This window comes from Halobellus sp. H-GB7, from assembly GCF_030848585.1.
Classification (GTDB): Archaea; Halobacteriota; Halobacteria; order Halobacteriales; family Haloferacaceae; genus Haloquadratum; species Haloquadratum inordinatus.
The window spans coordinates 311,195-323,956 of record NZ_JAVDDW010000001.1 but is presented as its reverse complement, the minus strand read 5'-3'; the positions used below and the strand labels follow the sequence as shown (position 1 = coordinate 323,956).

Here is a 12,762-nt window from a genome sequence, read left to right as displayed (position 1 = left end):
TCAGGTCGCCCCCGTCACAGATGCTCCGGGCGGACGCCGCGTGACGACGAGCGTGGGGCGCTCGGCCGCGCCCACGAGCGCGAGCGAGACGCTTCGGCGACCGGGTTCGCGCAAGACAACTGGGCCGGCGGGCGTTCGGACTGGAACCGGCAGCGAGAGTCCTCGAAGCCGCGTCGGCGACTCCGCCAGGGCGAACGTGACAGCCGAGCGATTTCCCGGTCCCCTAGGCCGACCGCCGATCGCGACGAACGCCGGCTGGGCTGCTGTCAGCGACGCGCGCGGGAGTCGGATCGTGATGCGTCGCGTCGCGGCTCGCTCGCGCGTCGGCGTCGCGTCTTCCGTCGTTGCGAGGCTACGCCCGGCGCGGTCGATCCGGTCGACGGCACGTTCGATGGTCGCGTCGGTCCGCGTTGCTCGGGCGTCGTCGACCGCGGGAACGACGGCCGCGAACGTCGCGACCGTGAGTGCCGCCGCGACGACGAGGCGAATCACCGGAAGGCGTCGCGGAGTCGCGACGCGAGAGACGGACCCGCGTCCGATGCCGTATCCGTCGACGCCCCCTCTGAACGGCTGACGGCGTCGCGGACTGTCTGCCCGTCGCGCGCGCGATCACCGCCGCGAGTGGACTGTCGGGACTGCGGCGTGGACGGTCTCGCGTCTGCGTCGTCGACCGCGTCGTTCGGGGTTCGGGTCGGCGTCTCGGCTGTGGTCGATCTCCCCACCGCGTGGCGTGTCTCGCCGCTTTTCGATTCCGCGGGCGTGTCTCCGTCACCTGTCTCTCCCGACTCCGCGAACCGCTCGCGGACGAGCGCTCCGTCCTCCCGCTCGACTTGCCGTTCGAGTGCTTCGACTTTCGCGAGGGCGATGGACGCCCGGCGCTCGACCGCCTCGTCGATGGCTTCGACGCCGTCGAGCAGCCCTCGGACTGCGTCGAGGTCGGCCTCCAGCGCGGTCAGCCGCTCGTCGAGACTCGCCACGCGCTCCTCGACGGCGTCCGTGTCGTCTCGGGACGCGGAATCGGCGTGCGTCGTCGCCGAACCCCGGTCGAAGTCGCCGTCCGTCGCTGGGGGTAGCAGTTTCTCGTCGTCGGTCGCGGCCGATTCGGAAGCGGCGATAGCGTCGTCGACGGAATCGAGACGAGCAGTGAGCGCGTCGTGGCCAGTCTGTTCACTCGACATACCGCCCGTGGCCGCGTCATCGTTCATAAACGGTCGGCCGCAGAGAGTCCGCCGCGCACGCGACCCGGGGCGAACGTTGAAGGGCCACCTCAGAGATACACGAGATATGAAGTCCGTCCTGATCGGCGTCGGCCAGGCCGGCGGGAAACTCACCCGCGAACTGGTCGCATACGACGAACGGATGGGGTTCGGCTCCATCCGTGGCGCAGTCGCGGTCAACACCGCCAAGACAGATCTGCAGGGTCTCCCCTTCGAGACAGTTTTGATCGGCCAGGACCGCGTCAAGGGCCACGGGGTCGGCGGCGACAACGAACTCGGGGCCGAAGTGATGCAATCGGACAACCGCGAGGTGCTCTCGGCGCTCGACGGCCGCATCACGGCCGGCGTCGAGTCGATCTTCGTCGTGGCCGGACTCGGCGGCGGAACCGGCAGCGGCGGCGCGCCCGTCCTCACGAAGGAACTCAAGCGTATCTACGACGTCCCCGTCTACGGACTCGGGATCCTCCCCGGCCGCGACGAGGGCTCGATGTACCAGGTGAACGCCGGTCGATCGCTGAAGACGTTCGCCCGCGAGGCCGACGCCCTCCTCCTCGTGGACAACGACGCGTTCCGGTCGGCCGGCGAGAGCATCACCGAAGGCTTCGACGCGATCAACGAGGAGATCGCACAGCGAGTCGGCCTCCTCCTCGCATCGGGCGAGGCCGTCGAGGGCGTCGCCGAGAGCGTCGTCGACTCCTCGGAGATCATCAACACGCTCCGCAGCGGCGGCATCGCCGCCCTCGGCTACGCCTCCGCCGAAGCAGCACCCGACGCCGAGGAGAACATCAACGCCGTGATGAGCACCACCCGGCGCGCCCTCCTCACCGGATCGAGCCTGCCTGACGCGACGGACGCCGACGCCGCGCTCCTGATCGTCGCGGGCGAACAGGACGCCATTCCGCGGAAGGGCGTCGAGCGGGCCCGTCGGTGGGTCGAAGAGGAGACCGCCAGTCTCCAGGTCCGCGGCGGCGACTTCCCGCTGTCGAGCGGTCGCCTCGCGACCTTGGTCCTCCTCGGCGGCGTCGAACGCTCCGAACGGCTGGAGGCGTTTATGCAGCGCGCCAAAGACGCCCAGGAAGAGTCCGACGCGGCGGCCGAAGCGGAGGCCGAGGACGCCGCGGATATGTGGGCGAACGACGACCTCGACGATCTGCTGTAGGCGACGCAGGGCCGTTGGGGGGGATACGAAGCCGTTGGAAGCGACGCGAACCGAGCGCTGAGGCGCTGTTCGGTCGGTGCGAAAGAGGTGAGAAGTCGCTCGCTACTGCTGGAGTAGGCTCGCGCCGTCGAACTCGGTGCGGGCGTACTCGACTTCCAGCAGGTCGAGGATCGTCGGCGCGATGTCGTAGAGGTCGGCGTCCTCTATCTCGACGTCGGAGTCGTCGACGAACAGCGACGCGTTGTCGAAGCTGTGCATCCCGTTCCGGGGGCCGGTACCGAACACGTCTTCGTGGCCCTTGAACCCGGATTTGAGGTCGAAGCCGTGGTTCGGGACGACGACGAGGTCCGGCGCGATGTCGTCGTGGTCGCCGCGGAAGGCGTCTTCTTTCTCGACGACCCGCGCTGCGACCTTGCGACCGTCGGGGCCTTCGAGCGCTTCCAGTTCGGCTTTGAGTTCCGCGCGGACCGCCTCGTACTCGTCCTGTGGGACGCCTCCGCGCGGTTCGCGGTCTTCGAGGTTGATGTAGAACCGTCCGGGGATGAGCGAGTACGCGCGCGTGTCGTCGGCGATGTCGCCGAGTTCCTCGTGGTCGTCGTCCGCATACGAGAGCCAGCCCTCCTCTTCGAGCCAGGCGTTGCAGTGGACCTCGTAATCGAGGGACGTGAAGCCGTGGTCAGAGGCGACGACGAGCGTGACGTCGTCCGGGAGCGATTCGCGGATCTTGCCGACGTACTCGTCGACCTTCTCGTAGAACTCCAGGAACGCCGCTTTGTTCTCGCCGTCGTGTTCGTAGTCCTTGAATAGGAAGTGATTCACTCGATCGGTCGTCATAAAGACCCCGAAGAAGAGGTCCCAGTCGTCGCGGTCGAGGACGTTCGTGAACGCCTCGTACCGGCGGTCGAGGGTCTTGTGCGCGTTCTCGACGAACTCCGTCTTGTCCTCGTTGTGGCCGAGTTTGGCGTTGACGTCGATCCGATAGCCCATCTCGTCGAGTTCGTCGCGGAACTCGTCGGGGTGGGCGGCCTTGTCGACGCCCGGCGAGAGAAAGCCCGAGACCATCCGCTGGACGTTCCGCTGCGGCGGGAACGTCACCGGGACGTTCATCACGCTCGCCTGGCGGCCGGCGTCGGTGACGCGATCCCACAGGCGCGTCGCCTGTACGTCGCGCCCCATCGGGACGTAGGTGTCGTAGGAGCCGTTCTCGCGGTCCTGAAAGCCGTAGACGCCGGTTTCACCCGGATTGACGCCGGTCGTGAGCGACGGCCAGCAGGCCGAGGACTCCGGCGGGACGATGCTCTCGATGGGGCCGGCGCTCCCCTCCTCGGCGAGCGCGGCGAAGTGCGGAAACCGATCTGGGCTGTCGGCGAGGAGGCTGAAAGGAACGCCGTCGATACCGATGAAGGCGACGCGCGGGTGATCCGCCCCGCGAAGTCGGTCGAACAATCCCATATCCTCCGTATTTCCTGGTGAGTCATAAGAAGTTTCGTCTCCGTGCGAACGACTGCCGGCGTCTCTGACGGCGAAGGAGCGAAGTGGACGGCCGCGTAACTGCAAGGCGAGAGCCGTGAAGGAGTTCGAACGAAAACAGCTGTTGGAGCGCGTCAACCGCGAGGCCGCGACCGTCGGCGTCGACATCCCGGATCGGATCGACGTACAGGGCGAGGAGATCGACCTCCGGGAGTTCGTCTTCGAGATCAAGCGTCGCGATACGATTCCGGCCGGCGAGCGCGACCGCGTCGAGCAGGCGAAGAAGAACCTCCGTCGCGAGCGACTCCAGCGACTCCAAGAGATCGAGGCGGGCGAGATCACCTACGAGAAGGGAGAACGGCTCGCCGAGAGCATCATCGGCATCGACCGCGCGCTGAACGCGCTCGAACAGCTTCGGCCGGTCGACCTCGAACAGGAGTCGAAGGTGCAAGAGGCCGCAGACCAGAAGCGATGGATGGGCTTCCTGAAGCAAGCGCTCGGGCACGAAGACACCAGTAGCACGCGCGGAGGTCGACTGTGAGCCGCAACGCGGAGGTCGCCCACCAACTCGAGATATTCGCGGACCTCCTCGAAGCCGACGACGTGGAATACAAGCCGAACGCCTACCGTCGCGCCGCGGAGAACGTCCGCGAGTACCACGAGCCGATCGAGGACCTGGCAGACGAGGGGAAATCCGCGGTCGAGCGGATCGACGGCGTCGGCGACGCCATCGCCGCGAAAGTCGTCGAGTACATCGAGACCGGCGAGATCGAGGAGCTAGCCGATCTCAAAGAGAAACTGCCCGTCGACATCGAGGCGCTCACGCGAGTCGAGGGCGTCGGTCCCAAGACGGTCGGGACGCTCTACGACGCGCTGGGCATCACCACGCTCGACGAGCTCGCGGAGGCCGCCGAGGAGGGGCGCATCCAGGAAGTGAAAGGCTTCGGCGCGAAGACCGAAGCGAACATCCGCGAGAACGTCGCGTTCGCTCGCGAGGCACAGAAACGAGAGCGCCTCGGCGACGCGCGTCCGCTCGCGGACGACGTCCTCGCGTACCTCCGCGGGATCGACGAGGTCGAGCAGGCTGAAGTCGCGGGGTCGATCCGCCGCTGGCGGGACACGATCGGCGACGTCGACGTTCTCGTCGCCGCAACCGAGAGTGAGGCCGTGATCGACGCGTTCGTCGAGTTACCGGCCGCGTCGGACGTGATCGAGGCGGGCGAACACAAAGCGGGCCTCCGCGTCGACGACATCCGGGTCGATCTCCGCGTCGTGGCCCCCGACGAGTTCGGCTCCGCACTCCAGTATTTCACCGGAAGCAAGGATCACAACGTCGAACTCCGGAACCTCGCGATCGATCGGGGGCTGAAGATGAACGAGTACGGCGTCTTCGACGTCACCGACGTTGACGACCCCGACGCGGGCCAGCGCGTCGGGGAACGGATCGCCGGCGAGACGGAGGAATCGATGTACGCGGCGCTCGATCTGCCGCTCATCTCGCCGGAGATCCGCGAGGGGACCGGCGAGATCGACGCCGCGCGCGAGGGTACCCTCCCCGACCTCGTCGCGGAGGGCGACGTCCGCGGCGATCTTCACACGCACACCGACTGGTCCGACGGGCGCGCGTCGGTCGCAGAGATGGCGCAGGCGGCCGCCGAACGCGGCTACGACTACTACGCCGTGACCGACCACGCGAGCGGACCGGGAATGGTCGGCGGCGTCGGACTCTCCGACGACGAAATCCGAGAACAGATGGACGCGATCGAAGATGCGCGCGAGAAGACCGATTCGGGGTTGACCCTGCTGCACGGCATCGAGACGAACATCGACGCCGACGGCGGCCTCTCCACCGCCGACGACCTCCTCGCGGACCTCGACGTCGTCGTCGCGTCACCGCACGCCGCGCTCGGCCAGGACCGCGAGACGGCGACCGACCGGCTCGTCCGAGCCGTCGAACACCCGAGCGTCGACATCCTGGGGCACCCGACCGGCCGCCTCATCAACGAGCGCGAAGGGCTGGATCTCGACGTCGCCCGGATCGCCGAGGCGGCCGCAGACGCCGGAACCGCGCTCGAAATCAACGCCGACCCCGCGCGGTTGGATCTCCACGGCGAACTCGTCCGGGTGGCGATCGACGCCGGGGCGACGATCGCTGTCGACACCGACGGGCACGCCCCCGGCGCGCTCGCGTACATCAGATACGGCGTCCACACGGCTCGGCGCGGCTGGTGTGAAGCAGACGACGTGTTGAACACCCGAGAAGTCGACGAGCTTCGCGCCTTCCTGCACTGATTCGACCGATGACCGAGAACGACTCCACGGACCGGTTGCTCCTCGACGCGATGCTCGGCAAACTGACCACGTACCTGCGGATGTGTGGCTACGACGCCGCGTATATCCTCGACGAGGGCGGCGAGTGGGGGCGAGAGCCCGGAAACGACCCCAGTGACGACGAGATCCTGGCGCAAGTCGAGGCGTCGGATCGGACGCTCGTGACGCGCGACGTCGAGCTCGCGACCCGCGCGACCGACACCGTGCTCCTGTCCACGCGCGACGTGAAAGACCAACTCAGAGAGGTCCGCGACGCCGGCTACGCCCTCACGCTCGACGATCCGCCGACCCGCTGTAGCGCGTGCAACGGCGAACTCCGTCCCGTCGACGCGGCCGAGTCGCTTCCGGCGTACGCACCCGAGCCGGCCGAGACCGACTGCTGGCGCTGTCGCTCCTGCGGGCAAGTGTTCTGGAAGGGCAGCCACTGGGACGACGTGACAGCGACGCTCGAAGAGCTATAGGAGCGACAGTCAGCGCGAGCGGTCCGACCGCGACGTCCACTCTTCACAGGGGTCCATATCGTCCATCAGTTCCTCGTGTGCGCCGCAGTACGGCTGGATCCCCGAGTCAGTACGGACGTACTCGAAGTGTGCGCAGTTGCCGCAGTAGGTGTCTGCAGCATCGGATGCGGAGCCGCGCTCGGTGCGCTCGGAGCGCCCGGTACGCTGGCTTCGCGGCGTCTGTGCGCGCTCGGTCTGCTGTCGGGACTTCGAAGCCGAACTCGCTGCTGCACCGGCGCTCTGCGTCCCGCCCGGTGCGGCGTCCATCGGCGACGAGATCGACTCGGCGTCGGTGCCGCCGTCCGACGCCGGGCCGGGCGTACTGCCGGGGGCGCTGGAACCGCCGTTGCTGGATCTGCCTGCGGTCTGCGTTTCGACTTCGCCGTCGGGTGTACCGCCAAAGAAGCCGATACCGCCGAGGCCGCCGCGCGAGCGCTCGACCGGGACGTACTTCGTTTCGCTCTTGCGCGTCACGTTCACGGTGGCCGTCCCCCCGGGATCGTTGCGCGTCTTGAAGTTCGCGACGCCGGCGAACAGACACCAGAAGGTGATCATCGCGCCGAGGAAGTAGACGCCGACGGTCATCAGCGTCAAGTCGGGCTTGCCCGCGCCGCAGAGCGATCCCGACCAGCGGCAGGGGTACGCGTAGGTGAAGAGCGCGACGCCGATCACGGCGATGCCGGCTCCGACGACCGCTGCTGCCTTCGTGAGCCGCGCGGAGGGGAGCACCGCGAAGATACCGAGAAAGACCGCAGGGACGCCGACGCCGGCGAGCACGCCCCCGAGTTGGCGCTTGGCCGTCAGCGCGGCCGGTTCGGTTCCGTAGAGGACGTCCGTCGTGGCGACGACGATGCCGAAGACGACGAAGAGCGCCCCGGCGAGAAACAGCACTAGCCCGAAGAGCAGTCGCCGGAGGCTCGCCCCCGTTTCTTTTCCCCTGTAAACCTCCGAGAGACTGGGCATAGGCCTAGTTCGAAGTCACCACACAAAACGATGCGTCAGACGGACGTACGACGGACACTCGAACGGAGACCAGAACCCGTCTTCCGAGCGGGCAACACATATGCGATGGGACGAGGTCGACTGGGTAGAAGGTGGCGATCAATCGGGGAGAGGCAACGGACGATAGAGCAGTGGGCGATGGACAACAGACCAAGCTGGCAGCGATCGATAGAGCAGTAGGCGACGGACGGTAGACATACAGGCGACGGACAGAGAGACCCGCGAGCGTCGCGTTCACGGGCTTTCGCGCGTGTCGAAGAGATTATTGTACGGGCTCGCTAACCGCCGGGTATGGCAGACGAGGAGGAATCCGAGGGCCCCGTCGTCGAATTAGGCGAGGAAACACCCGTCGAGGGCCAGCCGCTGGCGCGCGTCGCCGCGCGACTCACCTGGCCCCACGAGATGAGCCGGATCGTCGAACAGGAGGGCGACAGCGTCGTTCGGACGCCGTCCGGCCCCCAGACGCTCGCCGACGTCCTCGAAGCAGTCGACGAGACGTACTTCGACTCCCGACAGACGTTCGTCGACCGGGTCCACGACGTCATCGGCGATGGGCCCGTGCAGACCGAGTGAGTACCGGCCACGACGGTGTCCGTTCACGTACGTATTCGTAACGCCGCTTTCGAGTCGAGTTGGCTCCAGCGGTCGCTGTTCGTCGGTCTCGTCCTCTCGATACTCTGGAGTTCGTGGACGGTCCCACCGTCGGATCTCACCGCACGCGTCGTCCGCGATGCCGTCGTGTTCCTCTTCGTGCCCATCGGTCTCGCGATCACGCACGGGCGGAACCTCGGCTACCGAGTCGACCGGCGGGCGCTCCGCGACACCCTTATTCTCGCTGCATTCGTGCTTCCCTTCTACCTCGTCGGCGCGTCGCTGCCGAGCATCCGCGCGTACTACCCGATGTGGCAGACGACGACTGCGCTCGGGCAGTTCCTCCCGCACACGATCCAGCAACTGCTCGTCGTCGTCGCCGCCGAGACCTACTACCGCGGACTGCTCTGTGTCGGCGTCAGCGACGATTTCGGGTTCAAGAGCGTCTTCATCAGCCCCGTCGTCTACGCCCTTCACCACGTCGGCAAGCCGCCGATCGAACTCCTGCTGTCGGGGCCGACAGACGTTCTCTTCGGCGCAGTCGATTACCACAGCCAGTCGCTGTTGCCCTCGATCGTCGCCCACGGCCTCGGCCTGACGCTGCTCGATTGGCTCACACTGCACGACCCCGTGTTTCCGCCGCAGGACGTACTGGCGGCCTTGCGGTGGTTGCCAGTCCCGCTGTGAGGTGCTGATAGACTGCCCTGCGAGGGACAGAGACCGCTGTGAAAGGGCATAGATTTTCCTCGCGTGCCGTCGTATGACAACCCGATGACTCTACCGATAGATCCGGAAGCGATCGCTGCGTCAGATATCGGCGAAGAGCGCGCGACACTACAGATGGAACACGGAGACGCGATCGAACACGTTCGGGAGGCGTTCACCGACGCCGGCTTCGGGATCGCGACTGAATTCTCGGCCTCGGAGTTGCTCAACGAGAAGATCGACGCCGGACGCGACCCGTATCACGTTCTCGGGGCCTGCAACCCGTCGATGGCGAACCGCGCGCTCGACGCCAGCGACAACCGGATGGGTGGGCTGTTCCCGTGCAACGTCGTGGTCTGGCAGGAAGAACCGGGCGTCCAGACCGTCTATCACGTGAGTATTATGCGCATCGCTCGCCTGGTCGGGATGGCACCCGACAGCGACGAGATGGCCGACGTCATCGCCGATACGGGCGAGCTCGTCGACGAGGCGTTCGGGAACCTCGACGCGGAGTGAGAACCGACAGTAGCGTTTGCAAACCTTCACGCGCTCGCTTGCACGCGGTCGTGCCATCGAGTGCGTGACGGCGCACGGACGCCACTACTGGAGGGTGATCAGGATCGGTCAGACGCGGGGCGTGGATCCCACGATCCGAGACGCCGCATCGTCGCATCCATCTGTGAAAAGTGGGCGGTTTTCCTGTCACGGTCTGACATAGCATACGAAAGGTCGGAAGTAACGCATAAGTATTTTCTGCCGCGTGTGTTTTGATTGATCACGAGTATATCCACCTATTATATCTATAATCGTGGTCTTATCTGCTATATTATTGTATTTTCTGTTTATTTTGGCATCGGGTGCCAATGCTGACGCGTAACGCGGACCGTCTGCTCGTCTCCAAGGGTAACTGTCCATGCGTAGCGACAACCGACAGAATTAGCCCGGGGCCAGCCCCACCGTCGGGTATGATTCACAGCGACTGGGACGATTGGCTCCCGCGCGCCGTCGAATCGGCTGACCCGGAAACTGTCGCGATCTGGTATCTCGGCTGCAACGGCTTCATTCTGAAGGGCTCGGAGGGAACGACCGTCGCGATCGACCCGTATCTCGGCACGGGCGATCCGCCGCGGACCGTCCGGATGATTCCGGTGCCGTTCGCGCCCGAGGACGTCGCCGAGATGGACGCCGTCTTCGCCACGCACGAACACACCGACCACACGCACGGCCCGAGCCAGGCGCCGATCCTCGAAACCACCGGCGCATCGTTCTACGCGCCGGACGACTCGCTCGCGGTCGCCTTCGACGACGAGGCGTGGCTCGACGAGTACGACCTCACAGAAGAGCAGTTCACCGAGGTCACCGAGGGCAACACCGTCGAGGTGGGCGAGTTCACCGTGCACGTCGAAATCTCTCACGACCCCGATTCGACGCATCCGGTCTCCTACGTGTTCGAGCACGACTCGGGGACGTTCTTCCACGGTGGCGACACCAAGCCGCACGACGACTTCGACGACGTCGGCGAGCGCTACGACATCGACCTGGGCGTGCTCGCGTTCGGCGCGATCGGGAACATCGACGACAAACAGACCGGCGAGCCGAAGCGCACGCGCTGGTACTCGACGGAGAACGAGGCCGTCGAGGCGGCCTCGGCCCTCCAGTTCGATCGGTTCCTCCCGAGCCACTGGGATATGTGGAAGGGGCTGACCGCCGATCCGAAGGTGCTCCACCACCACACGCGGAGCTACGCGTACCCCGAATCGCTGGAGATCGCCGAGATCGGCGATCGGATCGACCTCTGAGTCGCGGGCGAACGCGACCCGCCACTTCGTCGTAGCAACATCCCCTCGGTAAAAAGCGGACGTGACAGGACTCCCGCGAGCGGTAGCGAGCGGGCGGTCGTCACGGGAGTGCGCGACGTGAGCGGACGTGACGGGACTCCCGTGAGCGGTTGCGAGCGGGCGGTCCTCACGGGGGTGAACGAAGTGAGCGGACGTGACGGGATTCGAACCACGGTCGGACGTGCTTGCTCCGCTGCGCGCGACTTCCCCGATTCGAATTCCTCAGCGTCGTTTTCACGCCTCGCTGTCGCTCGGCGGGAAACGGACGTGACGGGACTCCCGCGAGCGGCAGCGAGCGGGCGGTCGTCACAGGAGTGACCGAAGTGAGCGGACGTGACGGGATTCGAACCCGCGCTCTAGGGGTTAGGAACCCCTCGCCTTAGTCCACTGGGCCACACGTCCTACCGCAGGATAGCGTAGCCGTCGCGTGAACTACCCCTGCCTACTCGCCGCCTTCGGCGGCTCCTTGAGGCAGGGGCTTCCTGCTTCCACGACGCACTTTGCAGACACAACGGTGTCCGTAGGGAGCGCAGTCTCCACAGGCGTTAACGAATCGCTGCGCGATTCGTTCGCACACCAGAAATCTTCGATTTCTGGGGACGTTCGTTCGGAGTGAACCACTCCTACGTCTTCGAGACCGCGAGAAAGGATGTTCCACGACGCATTCGCGTCTCTATCCGCTTCAAACCCACAAGATGGGCACGAGTGTTCGCGCACCCACAGCGGTTTATCCGTCTTGACACCACAGGACGCACATTTCTTTGTCGTGTCTTTCGGGTCAACAGCGACGAAGTGCGTTCCCTCCCGCTCGCACTTGTATTCGAGCATCCGAAGGAACGTCCCCCACGCCGCACCCGCACGGTTGCGCGAGTTGCCCGGTAGTTCCACCAAACCCTTCGCGTCCAAATTCTCTACGGCCACAAGGTCGTATTCTCGGGCGTAGTAGTTCGAGAGTTTGTGGAGGAAGTCACGGCGCTTGTTCTTCAACTCGGCGTGTCGTTCGGCCACGACCCGGCGTTGTTTCTCCCAATTCGCAGAGCCGTGCTGTTTCCGCGAGAGGTTGCGCTGTGCGCGTCCCAACCGCTCGCGCTCGTCGCTGAAGTCAGGACTCTCGATAGCGTACCCGTCGGTGTCGTGAGCGTACTTCAGGAAGCCTACGTCAATCCCGACGACTTTCTCGGGTGTCTCCGGTTTCTCAGGCGTTGCTTCGTCCACGTTGATACCGAATGTGGCGAACCACTCACCCGTCGGTTCCTGCTTGACCGTGACCTGTTTGATGGTCGCGTTCTCGGGAATGTCTCGGTGGAGGTGAATCGGTATTTCTCCGATTTTGCTCAACCACAGGACAGGCCGACCACTCGTATTCTTGAGTTTGAAGCCGGACTGATTGTAGGTGAGCGACCGATACTCCCGAGGCGGTTTCCACTTGAGCATTCCCACGGCGCGTCCGTTCTCCTTCTGCGCTTTGAGCGTGGAGAGATTATCGTAAACGCGCTTGACAACCATCTGCAACACCTTCGAGTGAACGTCTCCGAGGTCGTCCCACCACGATTTGAGGTCGGGGAGTGTGCCCTGTACCTTGTAGCGGGCGGGAATCTCGTCTGACTCGTTGAGTTTGTAGAGGACGTGGTTATACAGTTGCCTACAGGTATCGACGTGGTGCAGAAGCGTCTCCGCGAGAGCTTCCGGTGGGTCGAGCCGATACTTGTAGTTGTAGTGCATCTATTCTTCTCGTTCCTCGATAAGTTCGTCCAGTTTCTCTTGGACGAACGAGGAGAGATTCAGGTGGTTCTCCTGTATCCACTCCTCTTGGTCGTCTCGGATGGAGATGTTCTTGCGCGTTGCCACAACATATTATACACAAAATACTCAAATAAGAGTTGTGATTGCGTGGGCCTGTGGGCCGGGCGACGAACGTGTTTGAGAACCGTGCGGCGCTGTATCCCCTC

General features: G+C 65.2%; 14 protein-coding genes and 1 tRNA gene. 8 read left to right on the top strand and 7 right to left on the bottom strand.

The window, feature by feature from the left end; genetic code table 11:
- Window positions 1-492, bottom strand: a complete 492-nt coding sequence (locus RBH22_RS01785) for a hypothetical protein (protein WP_306676359.1) — start codon at window positions 490-492, stop codon at window positions 1-3.
- Window positions 489-1,178 (bottom strand): hypothetical protein, encoded by a 690-nt coding sequence (locus RBH22_RS01780; protein ID WP_306676358.1) that lies wholly within the window; start codon window positions 1,176-1,178, stop codon window positions 489-491. Before RBH22_RS01780 ends, RBH22_RS01785 begins: the two co-directional genes overlap by 4 nt.
- 106 nt (window positions 1,179-1,284) lie before the next feature.
- Between RBH22_RS01780 and RBH22_RS01775 the strand changes: the two genes are divergently transcribed.
- Window positions 1,285-2,376 carry a tubulin/FtsZ family protein gene (locus tag RBH22_RS01775; protein WP_306676357.1) on the top strand — a complete coding sequence of 364 codons (1,092 nt, stop codon included), beginning with the start codon at window positions 1,285-1,287 and terminating at the stop codon, window positions 2,374-2,376.
- A gap of 102 nt (window positions 2,377-2,478) precedes the next feature.
- On the opposite strand, the gene RBH22_RS01770 is transcribed toward RBH22_RS01775, so the two are convergent.
- Window positions 2,479-3,828: an alkaline phosphatase family protein gene (locus tag RBH22_RS01770; protein WP_256546583.1), complete on the bottom strand. Its 1,350-nt coding sequence runs from the start codon at window positions 3,826-3,828 to the stop codon at window positions 2,479-2,481.
- A 115-nt stretch (window positions 3,829-3,943) separates the two neighbouring features.
- Here RBH22_RS01770 and RBH22_RS01765 point away from each other — a divergent pair, with 115 nt between their 5' ends.
- Genes RBH22_RS01765 through RBH22_RS01755 form a run of 3 tightly spaced genes read left to right on the top strand, consistent with a single transcriptional unit; the run spans window position 3,944 to window position 6,638 of the window.
- A complete protein-coding gene (locus RBH22_RS01765; protein ID WP_256546582.1) occupies window positions 3,944-4,387 on the top strand; it encodes a DUF5788 family protein in 444 nt (147 codons plus the stop codon).
- Window positions 4,384-6,138, top strand: a complete 1,755-nt coding sequence (gene polX, locus RBH22_RS01760; protein WP_306676356.1) for a DNA polymerase/3'-5' exonuclease PolX — start codon at window positions 4,384-4,386, stop codon at window positions 6,136-6,138. The genes RBH22_RS01765 and polX overlap by 4 nt, the downstream gene beginning before the upstream one ends.
- Before the next feature lie 8 nt (window positions 6,139-6,146).
- A complete protein-coding gene (locus tag RBH22_RS01755; protein WP_306676355.1) occupies window positions 6,147-6,638 on the top strand; it encodes a Mut7-C RNAse domain-containing protein in 492 nt (163 codons plus the stop codon).
- A gap of 9 nt (window positions 6,639-6,647) precedes the next feature.
- Here the strand turns inward: RBH22_RS01755 and RBH22_RS01750 are convergent, their stop codons facing one another.
- Window positions 6,648-7,640 (bottom strand): ribonuclease BN, encoded by a 993-nt coding sequence (locus RBH22_RS01750; protein WP_306676354.1) that lies wholly within the window; start codon window positions 7,638-7,640, stop codon window positions 6,648-6,650.
- Window positions 7,641-7,970: 330 nt separating this feature from the next.
- Between RBH22_RS01750 and RBH22_RS01745 the strand changes: the two genes are divergently transcribed.
- From RBH22_RS01745 to RBH22_RS01730, 4 genes are all read left to right on the top strand, one after another.
- Window positions 7,971-8,252 (top strand): DUF5789 family protein, encoded by a 282-nt coding sequence (locus RBH22_RS01745; RefSeq protein ID WP_256287993.1) that lies wholly within the window; start codon window positions 7,971-7,973, stop codon window positions 8,250-8,252.
- Between the two features lie 99 nt (window positions 8,253-8,351).
- Entirely contained in the window at window positions 8,352-8,957 is a 606-nt protein-coding gene (locus RBH22_RS01740) for a CPBP family intramembrane glutamic endopeptidase (RefSeq protein WP_256288414.1), read from the top strand.
- A gap of 84 nt (window positions 8,958-9,041) precedes the next feature.
- Window positions 9,042-9,491 carry a DUF302 domain-containing protein gene (locus RBH22_RS01735; RefSeq protein ID WP_256287992.1) on the top strand — a complete coding sequence of 150 codons (450 nt, stop codon included), beginning with the start codon at window positions 9,042-9,044 and terminating at the stop codon, window positions 9,489-9,491.
- 449 nt (window positions 9,492-9,940) lie between these two features.
- Entirely contained in the window at window positions 9,941-10,774 is an 834-nt protein-coding gene (locus tag RBH22_RS01730) for an MBL fold metallo-hydrolase (protein ID WP_306676352.1), read from the top strand.
- Window positions 10,775-11,141: 367 nt separating this feature from the next.
- Here RBH22_RS01730 and RBH22_RS01725 read toward each other — a convergent pair.
- The 3 genes from RBH22_RS01725 to RBH22_RS01715 form a co-directional block, all read right to left on the bottom strand.
- A tRNA-Arg gene (locus RBH22_RS01725) sits at window positions 11,142-11,215 on the bottom strand.
- 30 nt (window positions 11,216-11,245) lie between these two features.
- A complete protein-coding gene (locus RBH22_RS01720) occupies window positions 11,246-12,535 on the bottom strand; it encodes a transposase (RefSeq protein ID WP_306676351.1) in 1,290 nt (429 codons plus the stop codon).
- Window positions 12,536-12,661, bottom strand: coding sequence for a hypothetical protein (locus RBH22_RS01715; protein ID WP_256287989.1), 126 nt, complete (start codon window positions 12,659-12,661; stop codon window positions 12,536-12,538). It abuts the gene before it with no gap.
- Window positions 12,662-12,762: the final 101 nt, after the last annotated feature.

What these genes read in the sequence shown, in the direction of transcription:
- RBH22_RS01720 (WP_306676351.1), bottom strand. Translation starts at nt 12,535, where the DNA reads ATGCACTACAACTACAAGTATCGGCTCGACCCACCGGAAGCTCTCGCG.
- RBH22_RS01755 (WP_306676355.1), top strand. Translation starts at nt 6,147, where the DNA reads ATGACCGAGAACGACTCCACGGACCGGTTGCTCCTCGACGCGATGCTC.
- RBH22_RS01770 (WP_256546583.1), bottom strand. Translation starts at nt 3,828, where the DNA reads ATGGGATTGTTCGACCGACTTCGCGGGGCGGATCACCCGCGCGTCGCC.
- RBH22_RS01730 (WP_306676352.1), top strand. Translation starts at nt 9,941, where the DNA reads ATGATTCACAGCGACTGGGACGATTGGCTCCCGCGCGCCGTCGAATCG.
- RBH22_RS01775 (WP_306676357.1), top strand. Translation starts at nt 1,285, where the DNA reads ATGAAGTCCGTCCTGATCGGCGTCGGCCAGGCCGGCGGGAAACTCACC.
- RBH22_RS01735 (WP_256287992.1), top strand. Translation starts at nt 9,042, where the DNA reads ATGACTCTACCGATAGATCCGGAAGCGATCGCTGCGTCAGATATCGGC.
- RBH22_RS01745 (WP_256287993.1), top strand. Translation starts at nt 7,971, where the DNA reads ATGGCAGACGAGGAGGAATCCGAGGGCCCCGTCGTCGAATTAGGCGAG.
- RBH22_RS01750 (WP_306676354.1), bottom strand. Translation starts at nt 7,640, where the DNA reads ATGCCCAGTCTCTCGGAGGTTTACAGGGGAAAAGAAACGGGGGCGAGC.
- RBH22_RS01780 (WP_306676358.1), bottom strand. Translation starts at nt 1,178, where the DNA reads ATGTCGAGTGAACAGACTGGCCACGACGCGCTCACTGCTCGTCTCGAT.